The 17,794-nt window shown below is 62.3% G+C and carries 16 protein-coding genes; 8 read left to right on the top strand and 8 right to left on the bottom strand.

What is annotated here, in order from left to right; all coding sequences use genetic code 11:
* Nucleotides 1-52: 52 nt before the first annotated feature.
* Both pflA and AB5Y48_RS14685 read left to right on the top strand, forming a co-directional pair.
* On the top strand, nucleotides 53-796 hold the full coding sequence (gene pflA / locus AB5Y48_RS14690; protein WP_058628279.1) for a pyruvate formate lyase 1-activating protein: 744 nt from the start codon (nucleotides 53-55) through the stop codon (nucleotides 794-796).
* Between the two features lie 45 nt (nucleotides 797-841).
* A complete protein-coding gene (locus tag AB5Y48_RS14685) occupies nucleotides 842-1,483 on the top strand; it encodes an energy-coupling factor ABC transporter permease (protein WP_368164928.1) in 642 nt (213 codons plus the stop codon).
* Between the two features lie 34 nt (nucleotides 1,484-1,517).
* Here AB5Y48_RS14685 and AB5Y48_RS14680 read toward each other — a convergent pair whose 3' ends face one another.
* The 4 genes from AB5Y48_RS14680 to AB5Y48_RS14665 all read right to left on the bottom strand — a co-directional run bounded on the left by AB5Y48_RS14680 (nucleotide 1,518) and on the right by AB5Y48_RS14665 (nucleotide 4,615).
* Entirely contained in the window at nucleotides 1,518-2,210 is a 693-nt protein-coding gene (locus tag AB5Y48_RS14680; protein ID WP_058628277.1) for an ABC transporter permease, read from the bottom strand.
* 3 nt (nucleotides 2,211-2,213) lie between these two features.
* Nucleotides 2,214-2,954, bottom strand: coding sequence for an ABC transporter permease (locus AB5Y48_RS14675; protein WP_058628276.1), 741 nt, complete (start codon nucleotides 2,952-2,954; stop codon nucleotides 2,214-2,216).
* A gap of 80 nt (nucleotides 2,955-3,034) precedes the next feature.
* Nucleotides 3,035-3,808: an ABC transporter substrate-binding protein gene (locus tag AB5Y48_RS14670; protein WP_058628287.1), complete on the bottom strand. Its 774-nt coding sequence runs from the start codon at nucleotides 3,806-3,808 to the stop codon at nucleotides 3,035-3,037.
* Nucleotides 3,809-3,844: 36 nt separating this feature from the next.
* Nucleotides 3,845-4,615 carry an ABC transporter ATP-binding protein gene (locus AB5Y48_RS14665; RefSeq protein ID WP_050665134.1) on the bottom strand — a complete coding sequence of 257 codons (771 nt, stop codon included), beginning with the start codon at nucleotides 4,613-4,615 and terminating at the stop codon, nucleotides 3,845-3,847.
* A 514-nt stretch (nucleotides 4,616-5,129) separates the two neighbouring features.
* On the opposite strand from AB5Y48_RS14665, the gene AB5Y48_RS14660 reads away from it, so the two are divergent.
* Together AB5Y48_RS14660 and AB5Y48_RS14655 are read left to right on the top strand one after the other, a co-directional pair.
* Nucleotides 5,130-6,032, top strand: coding sequence for a lysine exporter LysO family protein (locus tag AB5Y48_RS14660; RefSeq protein ID WP_050665135.1), 903 nt, complete (start codon nucleotides 5,130-5,132; stop codon nucleotides 6,030-6,032).
* 315 nt (nucleotides 6,033-6,347) lie between these two features.
* Complete coding sequence (locus AB5Y48_RS14655; RefSeq protein ID WP_368164925.1) at nucleotides 6,348-7,601, top strand: dicarboxylate/amino acid:cation symporter; 1,254 nt, start codon at nucleotides 6,348-6,350, stop codon at nucleotides 7,599-7,601.
* A gap of 60 nt (nucleotides 7,602-7,661) precedes the next feature.
* On the opposite strand, the gene AB5Y48_RS14650 is transcribed toward AB5Y48_RS14655, so the two are convergent.
* Both AB5Y48_RS14650 and topA read right to left on the bottom strand, forming a co-directional pair.
* Nucleotides 7,662-7,826 (bottom strand): hypothetical protein, encoded by a 165-nt coding sequence (locus tag AB5Y48_RS14650; protein WP_168929871.1) that lies wholly within the window; start codon nucleotides 7,824-7,826, stop codon nucleotides 7,662-7,664.
* A gap of 107 nt (nucleotides 7,827-7,933) precedes the next feature.
* Nucleotides 7,934-10,549, bottom strand: a complete 2,616-nt coding sequence (gene topA / locus AB5Y48_RS14645) for a type I DNA topoisomerase (RefSeq protein WP_368164923.1) — start codon at nucleotides 10,547-10,549, stop codon at nucleotides 7,934-7,936.
* A 325-nt stretch (nucleotides 10,550-10,874) separates the two neighbouring features.
* Between topA and astB the strand changes: the two genes are divergently transcribed.
* The gene (gene astB / locus AB5Y48_RS14640) at nucleotides 10,875-12,212 is read left to right on the top strand and encodes an N-succinylarginine dihydrolase (RefSeq protein WP_368164921.1); all 1,338 of its coding nucleotides are present in this window, start codon (nucleotides 10,875-10,877) and stop codon (nucleotides 12,210-12,212) included.
* Between the two features lie 143 nt (nucleotides 12,213-12,355).
* Here the strand turns inward: astB and sohB are convergent, their stop codons facing one another.
* Entirely contained in the window at nucleotides 12,356-13,366 is a 1,011-nt protein-coding gene (gene sohB, locus AB5Y48_RS14635) for a protease SohB (protein WP_050665689.1), read from the bottom strand.
* A gap of 162 nt (nucleotides 13,367-13,528) precedes the next feature.
* Between sohB and AB5Y48_RS14630 the strand changes: the two genes are divergently transcribed.
* Entirely contained in the window at nucleotides 13,529-14,284 is a 756-nt protein-coding gene (locus tag AB5Y48_RS14630; RefSeq protein WP_082177925.1) for a YciK family oxidoreductase, read from the top strand.
* 105 nt (nucleotides 14,285-14,389) lie between these two features.
* Entirely contained in the window at nucleotides 14,390-15,271 is an 882-nt protein-coding gene (locus AB5Y48_RS14625; protein WP_060588236.1) for a LysR family transcriptional regulator, read from the top strand.
* On the opposite strand, the gene AB5Y48_RS14620 is transcribed toward AB5Y48_RS14625, so the two are convergent.
* Nucleotides 15,268-16,440: an MFS transporter gene (locus AB5Y48_RS14620; protein ID WP_368164919.1), complete on the bottom strand. Its 1,173-nt coding sequence runs from the start codon at nucleotides 16,438-16,440 to the stop codon at nucleotides 15,268-15,270. The two genes, AB5Y48_RS14625 and AB5Y48_RS14620, sit on opposite strands and share 4 nt — an antisense overlap.
* A gap of 153 nt (nucleotides 16,441-16,593) precedes the next feature.
* Between AB5Y48_RS14620 and AB5Y48_RS14615 the strand changes: the two genes are divergently transcribed.
* The gene (locus tag AB5Y48_RS14615) at nucleotides 16,594-17,730 is read left to right on the top strand and encodes a MalY/PatB family protein (protein ID WP_368164918.1); all 1,137 of its coding nucleotides are present in this window, start codon (nucleotides 16,594-16,596) and stop codon (nucleotides 17,728-17,730) included.
* The last annotated feature ends 64 nt before the right edge of the window (nucleotides 17,731-17,794 follow it).

Raw genomic sequence — 17,794 nt, 5'->3', positions numbered from 1 at the left:
GCGAGCGCTTTTGACATAGAATGCCACCTCAAAAGCCTATCTGGAGCGCAATATGTCTGTGATTGGTCGGATCCACTCTGTGGAGACCTGCGGTACTGTCGACGGACCCGGTATCCGTTTCATCGTTTTTATGCAGGGCTGCCTGATGCGCTGCAAGTACTGCCACAACCGCGACACCTGGGACACTGACGGCGGCCGCGAGGTCACCGTGCCCGAGCTGATGAAAGACATCACCAGCTACCGCCACTTCATCAACGCCTCCGGCGGCGGCGTGACCGCCTCGGGCGGCGAGGCCATGCTGCAGCAGGCCTTCGTGGCCGAGCTCTTCGCCGCCTGCAAGGCCGAGGGCATTCACACCTGTCTCGATACCAACGGCTTTGTCCGCAACTATGACGAGCAGCTCGAAGCCGTGCTCGATGTCACCGATCTGGTGCTGCTCGACATCAAGCAGATCAACGATCAGAAACACATCCCCCTGACTCACGTGAGCAACCGCTACACCCTGGAGTTCGCCCGCCACCTGGCCGCCAAGGGGAAGAAGATGTGGATCCGCTACGTGGTGGTGCCCACCTGGAGCGATGACGACGAGAGTGCCGAAGGCCTCGGCCAGTTTATTCAATCCCTCGGGGAGTGTGTCGAGAAGGTGGAGCTGCTGCCCTACCACGAGCTCGGCAAACACAAGTGGGACGTGCTCGGCGATCCCTATGAGCTCACCGAGATCCATCCGCCCAAGAAGGAGACCATGGATCGCATCCAGGCCATCCTCGGCAAGTACCACGACAACGTCAAATATTGATACTCAAGGGGGGTGGATGCCCCCTTCTTCCAGGCAGGATCCCCCATGAGTGATGGAGAACTCACCGCCCTGCTCGTCGCCCTGGCCCTGATTGCCATGGCCCAGCAGCGTGCACTCTGGCAACAGTTGCTGGCCACCCCCCTCTATCAGCGCCTGCTGCTGGGTGCCTCCCTGGCCCTGCTCCCGCTCTGGCTGCTGCGCGCCGGCCTCCATCAGGGGCTCTCCATTCACTTTCTCGGCCTCACCGCCCTGACCCTGCTGCTCGGCTGGCGTCTCGCCCTGCTGGCCGGCACCCTCACCCTGCTCGCCCTCACCGGTTTCGGGGTCGACAGCCCCACCCTGCTCGGCAGCGAACTGCTGCTCGGAGTGGTGCTGCCCGTGCTGGTGAGTCAGCTCCTGTTTCTGGCGAGCTGGGCCTGGCTGCCGCGCCACCTCTTCGTCTATCTCTTCGTGGCCGCTTTCCTGGGCGGCGCCGTCACCATCTCGGTCAAGGTGTTGGGCACCGCCCTCTGGGCCGGCTTGAGCGGCGCCTATCCCTGGTACACCATCGAGGAGAACTACCTCTCCATCTGGCCCCTGCTGCTCTTCCCCGAAGCCCTGCTCAATGGCATGACCATGACCCTGCTCGCCGTCTATCGCCCCCACTGGGTACACAGCTTCCACGATCGGGTCTATCTGGGGCGCTGACGTCATAAAAAACGCCCCTCACGGGGCGTTTGTCTCAGACGGTGCGTGGTTTTAAATGCGCATGCCAGCGGGTCTCCAGTCGTTTGAACAGCCAGACGATGACGAAGGTGAGCGCCATATAGAGCAGCCCCGCCGTGATAAAGGCCTCGAACGGACTGTAGTAGCGGGAGTTGACGATGCGCGCCGCGCCGGTGAGATCGACGATGGTAATGATGCCCGCCACCGCCGAGCCCTGCAGCATGAAGATCACCTCGTTGCTGTAAGCGGGCAGTGCCCGGCGAAACGAGTTGGGCAGGATGACCCGGGTGAGGGTCTGCCAGCGGCTCATGCCAAAGGCCAGCGCCGCCTCGATCTGCCCTTTGGGCATGTTGCTCACGGCCCCGCGCACTATCTCGGCCGTGTAGGCGCCGGTGTTGAGGGTAAACGCCAGCAGGGCGCAGAACCAGGCCTGGGAGAAGAGACTCCAGGCCGCGCTGTTTTTCAGCCACTCCCACTGGGCGGCACCGTAATAGATGATAAAGAGCTGCACCAACAGAGGGGTGCCACGAAAGAAGTAGATAAAGGCCCAGATGGGGAAGCGGATCAGCCAGTTGCGGTGGGTGCGCAACACCCCCATGGGCACCGCCAGCATCAGCCCCAGCAAGAGGGAGCCGAGCACCAGCAGCACTGTAGTATAAAGACCCTGCCAATAGGTGGGCCACTCATCGAGAATGATCGAAAAATCCATGGCTTACCTCGTTTTAATGGCGTAGTGACGCTCGGCCCACTTGAGCGCCGAGGTGGAGACCGCAGTGAACACCAGGAAGATGAGCGCCACCGCCATGTAGAAGGTGAAGGGGAGCTGGGTCGAGCCGGCGGCCAGGGAGGCCTTTCGCACCATGTCGTCGAGGCCGATGATGGAGACCAGGGCCGTGGTCTTGAGCAGCACCAGCCAGTTGTTGCCAAACCCCGGCAGAGCGTGACGCATCATCTGGGGAAACAGGATGCGCACAAATACCTGGAGCGGGCGCATGCCAAAAGCGCGGGCCGCCTCGAGCTCCCCCTTGTCCACCGCCATGATGGCACCGCGGAAGGTCTCGGCCATGTAGGCACCGAAGATGAAGCCGATAGTGGCTACCCCGGCGGCAAACGGGCTGATGTCGATGTAATCGGGCACCAGAGAGACCCACTCCTGATTGGGATCCCCCTTGAGCAGCCAGGCGTTGTAGCTCTCGTTGATCCAGGTCAGCAGGTTGTTGATAAACACCTGGCCACCGAAGAAGAGCAGCATCATCAGCACCAGATCGGGGATGCCGCGAATGAGGGTGGTGTAGAGATCGGCCACACCCCGTGCCCAGCGATAGGGGGAGAGCTTGGCCAGGGCTCCCAGCATGCCGAGGAAGACAGCCAGCAGCAGGGAGGCCAGCGCCACCTGCAAAGTCACGCCCGCCCCTTCCATCAGGGAGGTTTCATATCCTTTCAAATCCAGCATGGTTCGCTCCATCGATTTCGGGCCCGCACTGCGGGCCCGAACACAGCGGATGAATCGGCGCGTGCGCCGCAGACGTTCGCTTATTCGCCGTACACGTCGAAGTCGAAGTACTTGTCGTTGATGGCCTTGTACTTGCCGTTGGCACGCAGGGCCAGGATGGCCTGGTTGAACTTCTCTTTCAGATCCTTGTCAGCCTTGCGCACCGCGATGCCGGCCCCTTCACCAAACCACTTGGGATCGGTCAGCTTGGGCCCGATGAACTCGTAGGCATCGCCCCCGTCTTTCTTGAACAGGCCATCGGTGATGGCCGCAGAGTCAGCCAGCACATAGTCAACCCGGCCGGATTTGAGGTCGAGATAGGCCTCGTCGGCGGTGCCGTAACGCTTGATGGTCGCCTCGGGGAAGTTGTCGGTGATATAGGTATCCATGGAGGTGGCACGCTGCACGGCAACCGTCTTGCCACTCATGAAGGCCTTGTCCAGGGTCAGTTCACTGCCCTTCTTGGCGGCGAAGCGAGCCGGAATGTGCTGGTACTTCTGGGTGAAGTCGACCTTCTTCTTGCGCTCTTCGGTGATGTCCATGGTGGCGATGATGGCGTCGAACTTGCGCGACAGCAGTGCCGGGATGATCCCGTCCCAATCCTGCTTGACCAGGGTACACTTGACCTTCATCTCTTCGCACAGGGCGTTGGCGATGTCGATGTCAAAGCCCTTTACCTCGCCGCTCGGCTCGGTCCATGAGAAGGGGGGATAGGCACCCTCGACCCCGATCCGCACCTCTTTCCACTCCTTGGCCATGACGCCGGTGGAGCCCATGGCAGCCATGATGGCCGCAGCCACTATCATCTTCTTCATCATTTCGCTCTCTCCTTGATACGCAAAACCGATCCATCAATAGATGGAAGATATGAACTGCTTGAACCGCTCGGACTTGGGATGGGCAAAGATCTCCTTGGGATCCCCCTGCTCCTCCACCCGTCCCTGATGCAGGAACATCACCTTGTTGGAGACATCGCGGGCAAAGGCCATCTCGTGGGTCACCACCAGCATGGTGCGCCCCTCTTCGGCCAGCTCGCGCATGACGCCGAGTACCTCACCCACCAGCTCGGGATCGAGGGCCGAGGTGGGCTCGTCAAACAGCATCACCTCGGGGTCAACCGCCAGGGCGCGGGCGATGGCCGCACGCTGTTGCTGACCGCCGGAGAGGTGACCCGGGTAGTAGTCACGCCGCTCCCACAGCCCCACCCGGTTGAGCAGGTGCTCGGCCTTGGCGATAGCCTCGGCACGGGGCACCTTGAGCACCTGGATGGGTACCTCGATGATATTTTGCATGATGGTCATATGGGACCAGAGGTTGAAGCTCTGGAACACCATGGCAAGGCGGCTACGGATGCGCTCGACCTGGCGCATGTCTTCCGGAATACGCTCGCCGCTGCGGCTGCTCTTCATGCGGATCAACTCCCCATGCAGAGCCACGGTGCCGGAAGAGGGGGTCTCCAGCAGGTTGATGCAGCGCAAGAAGGTGGATTTCCCCGAGCCTGAAGAGCCGACGAGCGAGATAACATCCCCCTTGCTGGCCGTCAGATCGATGCCCTTGAGCACCTCGTGGGAACCAAAATATTTGTGTAGATCTCGGACTTCCAATGCAGCGACGTCGCTCATCCCTTACAACCTTGTAGTCTGTCCCTGGGCGGCCATCATTGGCCTTCTTATGTCGCTCCAAGTTTACAATTTCGTAACCTTTGAGCTCTTGCTGCGAAAGTAACATCGGGGCGATAAAAATACAACATCTCCCCCGAGATCCTGCTGGCATTATGGGCATAAATCGGTCAAACGCAGAATAAAAATCGATTTTAATGCATAATAACACTACAGCAAGAGGCGACAGAAATGCCGATCCACGCCACCAGCCCCACTATTTATATGAAAAAAAATGAGCTTGTCACGTAAAAGCAGGCGGCATTCGCCATTGAATAGACAATCACACGCATCAACGAAGTGAATCCATAGAAATCAGGGTCATACGATACCTTTCCCTGTACCATAAGAATGGCGTTACGCGTTTAACCTCACGGCAACGGCCTCATATGCCAATTTTATTTGCGCACAACAGGGCTGACAGGCAGGATAATGAGCTGACTCACTGTTTTACCCCTTTTTGTGTGACGGACCGCTCATGCTGCTCAATGCCCTCTTGATCCTGCTGCCACTCTTCATTGGCTATCTCATCCCCCTTCACTCCCGCACCCTGCTCTCGGGGATCAACGGCGCACTGGGCAAGATGGTCTACCTGATCCTGGGATTGATGGGGATGAGTCTGGCGGGAATCGATGACCTTGGGGGCAGCATGGCGCAGATCCTCAAGATATCGGGCGTCATGCTCGCCTCTCTGACCCTCTGCAATCTGGCGCTGCTCTGGTGGCTGGATCGTCAGCGTACCCTCCCTCTGATGGAGGCGCTCCAGAGCGCGCCAAACAAGCTGCACATGATGTGGGAGTCGCTGCAACTGGGGCTGGTGGTGCTGGCGGGCTTTGCCTTCGGCCTGATCGTCGATCTCTCCTCCTTTCCCATCGAGAAGTTCAGCGAGTGGGCCCTGATGCTCCTCCTGCTGCTCATCGGCATCCAGATGCGCAACTCGGGCATGCGTCTGCGCCAGATCCTTCTCAACCGTTGGGGCATGACCATCGCCATCGGCGTCATGCTCAGCAGCTGGCTCGGCGCCCTGATCGCCGCGCTGGTGCTCTCGCTGCCCGCCACTCACGCCCTGGCCATGGCCTCGAGTTTTGGCTGGTACTCCCTCTCTGGCATTCTGGTGGCGGACAAGCTGGGCCCCGTGATGGGCTCGGCCGCCTTTTTGAACGATCTCGGCCGCGAGCTCATCGCCATCCTCATCATTCCGCTGCTGATGCGCCGTCATCCCTCGGCCGCCATCGGCTACGGTGGCGCCACCGCCCTCGACTTTACCCTGCCGGTGATCCAGCGCAGCGGGGGGGTCGGCGTGGTGCCGGTCGCCATCGTATCCGGCTTCATACTGAGCCTACTCGGCCCCATTCTGATCCTGGGCTTCCTGGCGCTGTGAACCGGTCGTGATTAATTTCTATAAAGCCCCGTTCGGGGCTTTTTTGTTACCGCCGAAATGTGACCTCGGCCACGCGCGAGAGCCTGTTTTTACCGGCCGGCTACCCGGCTGTCACAGCCAAAACACCGACCTGACACCATCTGGCAGCAAGGTGAAAACACCCCGTTTTCCTTCTCCCTGCGCTTGAATATTCCCGCTGGAAGTCGCTGGATTTGCCCCCTGAGATTGTGCATTCTGCTGCTTTCCGGCACCGGCCGGATGGACCCGTACGGAGGCGAGAGACCCCCGACGGAACGCTGTAAATGGAGCATTCACATGAAAATGAACAAGCTGACGGTCGCCATCATCATCTCTATGTTGCTTGGCATAGTGGCCGGGCAAGGAGTGCGCTGGCTTGATCCGGTTCAGGCCGCCACCTTCGCCGCCAACATCACACTGCTGACCGATATCTTCCTGCGGCTCATCAAGATGATCATCGCCCCCCTGGTTTTCACCACCCTCACCGTCGGTATCGCCAAGATGGGCGACTCCCGCACCGTGGGTCGTGTCGGCATCAAGACCCTGGGCTGGTTTATGATGGCCTCCCTGCTCTCCCTGACCCTGGGTCTGGTGATGGTGCACCTGCTGAGCCCCGGCGTGGGTCTCAATCTGGCACTGCCCGACGGCACCGCCACCAGCGGCATCAGTGCCGGCTCCATCTCGCTCAAGGACTTTATCACCCACGCCATTCCCAAGAGCGTGGTGGAGGCCATGGCCACCAACGAGATCCTGCAGATCGTGGTCTTCTCCCTCTTCTTCGGCCTGGCCGCGGCCGCCATCGGCGATCATGCCAAGCCCGTGGTGATGGTCATGTCCAGCGCCGCCGACATCATGCTCAAGGTGACCGGGTATGTGATGAACTTTGCCCCCTTCGCCGTCTTTGCCGCCATCTCGGCCATGGTCGCCAGGGAGGGGCTCGGCATCCTGACCACTTATGGCACTTTCATGAGCCAGTTTTATCTCTCTCTGGGAAGCCTCTGGCTGCTCCTGATCGGGCTCGGCGCCCTCTTCCTCGGCCGCCGCATCACGGTGCTGCTGCGCATGATCCGCGAGCCCATACTGCTCGCCTTCTCCACCGCCAGCTCCGAGTCCGCCTATCCCAAGACCCTGCAGCGCCTGGAAGAGTTTGGCTGCTCCAAGCGCATCGCCAGCTTCGTGCTCCCCATGGGCTACTCCTTCAACCTGGACGGCTCCATGATGTACTGCACCTTCGCCGTCATGTTCATCGCCCAGGCCTACGGCATCGAGCTCTCCTGGGGTCAACAGATCACCATGCTGCTGCTGCTGATGGTCACCTCCAAGGGGATGGCCGGGGTTCCGCGCGCCTCCCTGGTGGTGATCGCCGCGACCCTCAACCAGTTCCAGATCCCCGAGGCGGGGATCCTGTTGCTGCTCGGTATCGACCACTTCCTCGACATGGGGCGCTCGGCCACCAACGTGCTGGGCAACGCCATTGCCGCCAGTGTGGTCTCCAAGAGCGAGGGGGTATTGCAAGAAGAGGGCGAGGTAGCGCTGCAAGAGGCCGCCTGATCCCCAAAGACGAGAAAGCCGCCCCGAGGGCGGCTTTTTTGTGAATCAAAGAGCGCGGGGTTACTCCCCCGAATCGAGAATGTCGTCGACACAGACCTGTACCGGCGTGGTCTCATCCTCACGCTGAAGCAGCACCAGGCGATTCTGCCTGTCGACCTCCAGAACCCAGGCAGACCCTTCCCGGGTCTGGCAATACATGCCGGGTCGCACCTCACGAATATCCATATCCTCTACTCCTTCTACTACCCGAACCCTCCTGGTTCGCCGGTTCAGTATAGGGAAAAAAAGAGGCTCCTTCTGGGAGCCTCTGCACAGTTCAACATCTGCTTGCACTATTTGCCTTTAGGCAGGCTCTCGACCCAGCGCCCGCCGTCATGGTGGGCGGTCCAGCCGGTCGCCTTGCCGTTGACCTCGGTCATCACATACTGCTCCTTGGTCTTGCGACTGAAGCGAACGATGGCCGGGTTGCCGTCGGTGTCATAGGCCGGGGCATCGGCCAGGTAGTAGTGCTTGGGCGAGATGCGGTCACGGAAGCGCTTGAGCTCTTCCACCAGCGGTGCCCGGGTCTCACGGGATTTCGGGAAGCTGCTGGCGGCCAGGAACAGGCCGGCAGCCCCGTCACGGAGCACGAAGTGGGCATCAGACTGGCTGCATTTGAGCTCGGGCAGCGCCACCGGATCTTCCTTCGGCGGCGCAATTTCGCCGCTTTTGAGGATCTTGCGGGTATTCTTACAGCTCTCGTTGGTGCAGCCCATGTACTTGCCGAAGCGGCCGTTTTTCAGCTGCATCTCGGATCCGCAGCGATCGCACTCGATGGAGGGCCCTTCGTAGCCCTTGAGCTTGAACTGCCCCTTCTCCACCTCGTAGCCTTCGCAGTCCGGGTTGTTACCACAGACGTGCAGCTTGCGGCTCTCATCGATGATGTAAGAGTCCATGGCGGTGCCGCATATCTTGCAGCGGTGCATGGCGCGCAGGGCGTTGGTCTCGGCCTCTTCCTCTTCACCGGTGGAGACAAACTCGTCGGCGCTCACCAGGTTGATGGTCTTCTTGCAGCGCTCCTTGGGGGCCAAGGCATAGCCGGAGCAGCCGAGGAAGACCCCGGTGGTGGCAGTACGAATGCCCATGGGACGGCTGCAGTCAGGGCAGCTGATGTCGGTCAGCACCATCTGGTTGGCACGCATGCCCCCCTCGTCGCTCGGCTGTTCGGCGCGGCCCAGCTCCTCGGTGAACTCCCGATAGAAGCTGTCGAGCACCGCCTTCCACTCGCTGTCACCCTGGGCTATCTCGTCGAGTTGACCCTCCATGCGGGCGGTGAACTCGTAGTTCATCAGCTCGGCGAAGTTCTCGACCAGGCGATCGGTGACGATCTCCCCCATCTTTTCGGCGAAGAAGCGGCGATTCTCGACCCGCACATAACCTCTGTCCTGGATGGTGGAGATGATGGAGGCGTAAGTGGAGGGACGGCCGATGCCACGTTTTTCCAGCTCGCGCACCAGGGCCGCTTCGGTGAAACGGGCAGGGGGCTTGGTGAAGTGCTGGCGCGGGTCGAGCTTGACCAGCTCGAGCACCTCGCCCGGCTCCACCGCCGGCAACTGGATGTCTTCGCCCTTGCGCCCCATGGGGGGCAGGGCCTTGGTCCAACCGGCAAAGCGCAGGGTGCGGCCACGCGCCTTGAGCTCGTAGTCACCGGCACGCACGGTCAGGGTGGTGGCATCGTACTGGGCCGGGGTCATCTGACAGGCCACAAACTGACGCCAGATGAGGTCGTAGAGCTTGTGAGCGTCCGCTTCCATCCCCTCCAGATCGCTGGCGCTGACGGTCACATCGGAGGGACGGATCGCCTCGTGCGCCTCCTGGGCTCCGGCCTTGGAGCCGTAGAGGTTCGGCTCGGCCGGCAGATAGGGCTGACCATACCGGGTGACGATAAAGTCACGCACCGCGCTCACCGCCTCCTGGCTCAGGTTGGTCGAGTCGGTACGCATGTAGGTGATGTAACCGGCCTCATAGAGACGCTGGGCCATCATCATGGTCTTCTTGACCCCAAAGCCGAGGCGAGTCGAGGCCGCCTGCTGCAGGGTCGAGGTGATGAAGGGGGCCGAGGGTTTGGAGCCGGTTGGCTTGTCTTCGCGGCTCTGCACCACATAGGGCACGCCCTGGATGGCGGCGACGGCGGCCAGGGTCTGGGCCTCGGTGACCGGCTTGAACTCCTTGCCAAGGTGGGTGAGCACCTCCATGCGCAGGGACTCTTTGCTGCCGGTCAGCAGATCCGCGTGCAGATCCCAGAACTCGACCGGCACGAAGGCCTTGATCTCACGCTCCTTGTCGACGATGAGGCGCACCGCGACCGACTGAACGCGGCCGGCGGAGAGGCCACGGGCCAGCTTCTTCCACAGAAGCGGCGAGACCATGTAGCCCACCACCCGGTCGAGGAAACGACGCGCCTGCTGGGCGTTGACCCGGTCGATGTTGAGATCGGAGGGCTGGGAGAAGGCTTCCTGAATGGCGCTCTGGGTGATCTCGTTGAACACCACCCGCTTGTAGCGGTCATCGTCTCCCCCGATCACCTCGCGCAGATGCCAGGCGATGGCCTCCCCCTCTCTGTCCAAGTCGGTTGCGAGATAGATGGTATCGGCCTTGGCGGCCAGAGATTGCAGCTCGGAGACCACCTTCTCCTTGCCAGGCAGGATCTGATAGTTGGCGGCCCACTCCTGCTCGGGGTTGATCCCCATGCGGTTGAACAGGGCGCGGCGCTCCTTGGCAGCCTTCTCGGCGTCGCTGAGCTTGACGCCGCGCACAGCCGGCTTCTTCGGCTCGGTCGAGCTGCTGCCGGCGGTCGGCAGATCGCGGATATGGCCCACGCTGGATTTCACCACGTAGTCCTTACCCAAATATTTGTTGATGGTCTTGGCCTTGGCCGGAGACTCCACGATGACCAGAGATTTGCCCATGCTATGACTCGTTTCCTGTCACCCCGGGGACGGGGTCTGAAGTTTTGTGGGGCTGTATAAGAGATTTGGCGGCAAAAAGCAAACCCTGCCGACGCCTGAGCCCCCCACTCTTTTCTTTATTAATGCGAGTCCAACCCTTTGTAATCAACCCATTTTTGGCATTTATGCCGGCTCGGCCATTTTTTTCTGCCGCACCGACCTGAACAACTCCGACCGGTTACCGACTTGTTACAAACGGGAAAAAACAGGATATGATGGCGCAACCTCCCCATCACAGTGGGGGAAAGGACTCCGCTACCCCGATAAAAATGAAAGGATGTATCTGATGAAGCATTTCGAGGTCAACTTCGACGGTCTGGTCGGCCCCACCCATAACTACGCCGGTCTCTCCTACGGTAACGTCGCCTCCCAGAGCAACGCCAAAGAGGCCTCCAACCCCCGTGAGGCGGCCAAACAGGGACTGGTCAAGATGAAGGCGCTCACCGGGCTTGGCATGGTGCAAGGGGTGCTGGCGCCCCAGGAGCGTCCGGATCTGGCCACCCTGCGCCGCCTTGGCTTCACCGGCAGCGATGCCCGGGTGCTGGAGCAGGCATCCGCCCAGGCCCCTGCCGTGCTGGCCGCCTGTTACTCCGCCTCGAGCATGTGGACCGCCAACGCTGCCACCGTCTCGCCGAGTGCCGACACCGCTGATGGCCGCGTCCACTTCACCCCCGCCAACCTGACCAACAAGTTCCACCGCTCCCTCGAGCCCGAGGTGACCGGCCGTATCCTGCGCGCCGTGTTCCCGGATGAGCGGCACTTCAGCCATCATGCCCACCTGCCAGAGAACGATCACTTCGGCGACGAGGGGGCGGCCAACCACACCCGCCTGTGCAGCCATTACGGCCATGCCGGGGTGGAGCTGTTCGTCTACGGTCGCAGCGCGTTCGATCTCTCCCGCCCGGCGCCGACTCGCTATCCGGCACGCCAGACCCTGGAGGCTAGCCAGGCCATCGCCCGCCTGCACGGGCTGGATGAGGAGAACTGCGTCTTCATCCAGCAAAATCCGGCGGTGATCGATCAGGGGGTGTTCCACAACGACGTGATCGCCGTGGGCAACCAGAACGTGCTCTTCTTCCATCAGGAGGCCTTCCTCGACACCCAGGGGTCCCTGGCCGAGGTGCGCCGCAAATTCGGCGACGGGGAACTGCACTTTATCGAGGTGCCGACCGCCGAGGTATCGGTGCAAGACGCGGTGCGCTCCTATCTGTTCAACACCCAGATCCTCACCCTGCCGTCCGGCGAGATGGCCATCATAGCCCCCACCGAGTGCCGCGATACCCCGGCGGTCTCGCGCTATCTCGACAAGCTGGTGACCCTCGGCAGCCCGATCAAGCAGGTGCACTTCATGGACGTCAAGCAGAGCATGCGCAATGGCGGGGGCCCCGCCTGTCTGCGTCTGCGGGTCGCCCTCAATGATGCGGAGCTGGCCGCCGTCAACCAGGCCAGCCTGATGAACGACACCCTCTTCACCCGTCTCAACCAGTGGGTCGACAAGCACTACCGGGATCGCCTCTCGTTCGACGACCTGCGCGATCCGGCGCTGGTGAGCGAGTCACGGGCCGCCCTCGACGAGCTGACCCAGATCCTCCAGCTCGGCGCCGTCTACCCCTTCCAGCGCTAAGCCGGCCCCCTGTACAGCGAACCCGCCAGATGGCGGGTTCTTTTTTTAGCTGGCCCGGGGTCACGGCCTGAAGGCGGTTGCCCGGGCGTGATTGCCACAGGGTGACATCGTGGCGTGATGGTCAGAGGGTCATAGTGACGACGTCATTGCCACGGCGCGTAACGCCCGAGCAAACGGCTCGCCCCCTCGATGGCCCCCTCGGCCCCCTGCTTGCCCAGGCGCGCCATCAGTCCCTTGCGGGTACGATAGTGGACCGCCAGCACGCGCCGGGTATGGGCCTGCTCCATGAGGTAGTCGTCGCTGGTCTTGAGCTCATCCACCAGCCCCAGCTCCCGCCCCTGGCTCGCCAGCCAGTGTTCGCCCGTGGTGACCTTGTCGATATCCAGGGTCGGACGGTGTGCCTGCACGAACTCCTTGAAGCGTTCGTGGATCTCTCCGAGCTCCTCGCGAAACTTGGCCCGCCCCTCGTCGTCGTTCTCACCAAACACCGTCAGGGTGCGCTTGTACTGGCCGGCGGTGTGCATCTCAAAATCGATGTCGTGTTTTTTCAGAAGCTTGTTGAAGTTGGGCAACTGAGCCACCACGCCGATGGAGCCCACGATGGCAAACGGTGCCGCCAGGATGCGGTCGGCCACGCAGGCCATCATGTAGCCGCCGCTCGCCGCCACCTTGTCCACCGCCACCGTGAGGGGGATCTCTTTGTCCTTGATACGCTGCAGCTGGGAGGCACACAGGCCATAGCCGTGCACCACACCACCACCCGACTCGAGGCGCACCAGCACTTCGTCCTGGGGAGTCGCCACGGTGAGCACGGCACTCACCTCTTCACGCAGGGCACTCACCTCGCGGGCATCCATGCTCCCCTTGAAGTCGATGACAAACAGCCGTGAGCGGTGATCCTCCTTGCTGCGGGCCTTCTCCTCCTGCTTGTGTTGCTTCTCGAGGGCCTTGCGCCCCTCCTTGTCCGCCAGCAGGGTCGAGAGGCGAAAGCGGGTCTCCTCGAAATCGGCGCCAAGATCGGTCACATCCAGTTGCCCCTTGCTCCCCTTGTTGCCCCGCCCCGCCAGGGTCAGGATCACCACGGCGGCCCCCAGGGCCAGCAGCAGGGTCAGGGTCTTGGCCAGAAACAGGCCGTACTGAGTCAAAAACTCCACGCATTCCTCCAGGCGAACGCTTCGCCACTCTCGATGGTCATGCCGGCAATAATGACACAACTCCTCAATTTTATTCACTTTTTGACATCAGAGACTGGTCAAGCGCCCCCCGGTGTCAGTACACTTGCGCCGTTTAGGTACGCCATACAGGAGAGCGCGATCATGATGGACTATCAGGCTGATGCCCAGTTGCTTGCCGGCAAGGTTATTCTGGTGACCGGTGCGGGTGACGGGATTGGCAAGGAGGCGGCCATCACCTATGCCGCCCATGGCGCCACCGTGATCCTGCTCGGTCGCACCGCCGCCAAGCTGGAGGCGACCTTCGACGCCATCGAGGCCGCGGGCTACCCCCTGCCCGCCATAGTCCCGCTGGATCTCAAGCAGGCCACCGCCGCCGATTACCGCGGCCTGGCCGAGACCTTCCAGCGCCAGTTTGGCCGCCTCGACGGTGTGCTCTTCAACGCCGGCCTGCTCGGCGTGCTCTGCCCCTTCGACCAGATCAAGGAGAAGGAGTGGGACGAGGTGATGCAGGTCAACGTCAAATCCGAGTTCCTGATGACCCAGGCCATGCTCCCCCTGCTGCGCAGCACCGCCAAGGTCCAGGGCGAGGCGGTGCTGCTCTACACCTCTTCCGGCGTGGGTCGCAAGGGGCGCGCCTACTGGGGCACCTACGCCATCTCCAAGTTTGCCGTCGAAGGCATGATGGAGGTATTGGCCGACGAGCTGGAAAATACCGGGGTACGGGTCAACTCCATCAACCCGGGCGGCACTCGCACCAGGATGCGTGCCAGCGCCTTCCCGGCCGAGGACCCCATGACCCTCAAGACGGCAGCCGACCTGATGCCCCTCTATCTCTACCTGATGGGCGCAGACAGCCGCGGCGAGAACGGCAAGACCTTCGTCGCTCAGCCCAAATAGGGGACAGGGGAGACAAGGGTGGCTAGGCTAGGTGATGGGGGCGAGCAACGCCCCGCCACGAGAGAGTCGGATATGCAGGAAACGGACCCGCAGAAGGGGCAAGCCCTGTTTCGCCCTCGCAGTACGGTGGAGCAATGGCGCATCTTCCAGGCCGTGGTGGAGTATGGCGGCTATGCCCAGGCGGCAGAGGCCCTGTGCAAGAGCCAATCCTCTCTCAACCACGCCGTGGCCAAGCTGCAGCAATCCCTCGGGGTGGCCCTGCTCGAAGTGCGTGGACGCAAGGCCGAGCTGACCACGGCCGGAGAGATCTTCCTCAAGCGCTCGCGCCAGTTGCTGGCCCAGATGGAGGATCTCGAAGGGCTGGCCCACAACATAGAGCGCCAGTGGGAGTCCCAGATCAACCTCTACGTCTCGGCCCTGCAGCCCAGAGAGCGCCTCTATCGGGTGCTGGCCCGCTTCCAGCCCCGCTCGCGGGGTTGTCGCATCAACCTGCACGAGCGCATCCATTGTCATGTCGGAGCCCTGCAACCCGGTGATCTGATGATGACCGAGCACCTGCCCCCCGATCGGGGTGGCGTGCCCCTCGACGAGGTGCTGATGCTTCCCGTCTGCGCCCCCCATCATCCTCTCGCCGCCGGCCAGGCACCGCTGAACGACGAGCAGCTCGCCGCCCACACCCAGGTGAGCCTGCACCCGCCCATTCATCGCTCCCTGGACTGGAGTCAGGAGAGCGACACCGGCTGGGCCGTGACCCACTACACCGAGGCGCTGCGCCTCATCCTGCAAGGACTCGGTTATGGCTGGATGCCGGCCCATCAGGTGCGCACCCTCATCGATGAAGGCAAGCTGGTGCGTCTCAACCCCGAGTCGGGGGGGGAGCGCCGCCTCTTTACCTACCTGCTGACCACGGACACCAGCCAGCTGGGTCCTGCCACCGAACTGCTGCTGCGTCTGCTGCGCGCCGAGTACCAGCCGCCGGCGCCTTAGGCGTTACGCACCCTCAGGCATCCCAGCAGGGCCAGCAGAGCGAGCCCCACCGAGACCACGAAGACCCCGTGAAAGCTCCACGCCTCGGCCACCAGGCCGGCAATGGCACCGGCCAGAATGGAGCCGGTGCGGATGCTGTTGGCAAACAGGGTGGTCGCCACACCGGCACGTCCCGGCATCAGATCCTGAAAATAGGACATGCCGATCCCCGCCACTATGCCGATGAAGATGGCATTGAAGAGTTGCAGCATCAGCAGCTCGCGCTCCCCGGTGAGCCGGGTCAGCCCCAGATAGAAGAGCACCCCGGCCAGGGTCGCCACCAGCATCATGGGTCGCTTGCCAAGGCGCCGGGTGTAGTGGCCCGCCAGCAACATGAAGGGGATCTCGAGGGCCGCCGCCGTTCCCATCAGCAGCCCGGCCAGTCGCTCCTCCAACCCCAGTTCCCGGGTGAGATAGAGGGGCATGTTGATGAGGTACATGCTGTTACAGGTCCACATCAGGGTGCAGGCCATAAACAGCGCCCGCACATCCTTGTCTCGCCAACTGCTCCCCCCGGATGGTATCGCCTCGACCCGGGGTAACGGCAAAGCGGGGAGCCAGCGCCAGACGATGGCGGCGCAGACCGCGAAGGCGAGAGCCGAGGCCAGGTACATAGGGGCGAAGCCATAACCGATGGCGATGGCAAAGGCGAGCGGGGGGCCTATGACCCAGGCCAGCGAGAACTGGGCCCGCATCACAGAGCTGAACATGTCGGCGCGCTTGCCCTCGCGATCCGCATGCTCACGGGCCAGGGCAAACAGCTGAGGACTCGAGGTGCCCGCGATGCTGCCGAGCAAGACCCCGAGCGAGGCGAGCAACCAATAGTGCCTGTCAAACGCAAACAGCAGGGAGACCAGAACCCCGGCGCCGCAGCAGAGCAGGATCAATCCCTTGCGTCCTCCGTGCCGATCGGAGTGGTGCGCCAGCCACTGGCTGACCAGAATTCCCACCACGGCATTGATGGTGTAGAAGAGGCCGATGAGGAAGGGGCGCACCCCCACCTCCTGGGCCAGAAACAGGGAGAGAGTGGGCACCTGTAGCGCCACGGCCATGCCGGTGACAAAGGTGACCGCGAGAAAAGAGAGGGAGACGGGATCCCCCCTCCGGCGAAGAGCGCTGACCATTTTCATAGAATGCTGAACCTGAGCTGACCGGGGAGCCGAGATAAACCCGTGTGGGTTATCGGGTCTTTTTACGTCCTTGTCAATTGTGCCGCTCCCCCTTGCACCCTCTGGAGTGCCCCCGTAGAGTGTTGGCAACTTGAGCCGGCGTGGAATGAGAACATGTTTGATTTTGATAAGGAAATTGATCGTACAAACACCATGAGCCTGAAGTGGGACAAGTACAGGGGCCAGGATGTACTGCCCATGTGGGTGGCCGACATGGATTTTGTCTCTCCTCCTGCGGTGCTGGATGCCCTGACCCAGCGGGTGGCTCACGGGGTATTTGGCTACTCGCGTCCCTCCCCGCGCCTCATCGAGCTCATTGTGGTGCGGCTCCAGACTCGCTATGGCTGGACTATCCAGCCCGAATGGCTGGTGTTCCTGCCGGGGGTTGTACCGGGCCTCAATCTGGCCTGTCGTGCCTGGACCACTCCCGGTCGTGGCGTGCTCACACCGAGCCCTGTCTACTACCCCTTCCTGCAGGCGCCGGGCTTTAACGAGCGCCCCCTGCTGACCGTGCCCATGAAGGAGGAGTCCGGCCGCTGGACCCTGGATATGGAGGAGCTGGAGCGCCAGGCTCCGGGGGCGGATCTGCTGCTACTGTGCAACCCCCACAATCCCGGGGGCACCGTCTTTACCCGTGACGAGCTCACGGCCATCGATGCCATCGCCGAGCGCCACAATTTGGTGATCTGTTCCGACGAGATCCACTGTGACCTCATCCTCGATCCGGCTGCGCCGCATATCCCCTATGGGGCGCTCAGCGAAGGTGCGGCCCAGCGCAGTGCCGTCATGATGGCACCGAGCAAAACCTTCAACATCGCCGGCCTCTGCTGTGCCTTCGCCGTCGTGCCCAACGAACGCCTTCGCATCAAGCTGCAGCAGGCGATGCGGGGGATCAGTGCCGACATCAATCTGCTCGGCTTCGTGGCCGCCGAGGCCGCCTACGAGGGGGGGGAGTCCTGGCACTGCGGGTTGCTCGACTACCTCAGGGGCAACCTGACCCTCATCGAGGAGGCGGTCGCACGCTGGCCTGGCGTCACCCTGGCTCGCCATCAGGCCACCTACCTGGCCTGGCTGGATGTCTCGGGCCTGGATCTGGAACACCCCATCCCCTTCTTCGAGCAGGCAGGGGTTGGCCTCTCCCCGGGGGCCCAGTTTGGGGATGGTCGCTTCGTGCGCCTCAACTTCGGCTGCACTCGCGCCACCCTGCGTGCGGCCCTCGCCAGAATGGAGCGGGCTATCCTGGCTCGCTGACACCACTGCGGGCCGGCTTGTTCCTCAAACCGGCCCGCGCTAGATTGAATGCACCCCCTTTGTT

It is taken from the genome of Aeromonas sp. R6-2, assembly GCF_040908155.1.
Classification (GTDB): domain Bacteria; phylum Pseudomonadota; class Gammaproteobacteria; order Enterobacterales; family Aeromonadaceae; genus Aeromonas; species Aeromonas schubertii.
Note: the sequence above shows the minus strand (reverse complement) of the source record. Positions and strands in the feature narration are given on the sequence as shown.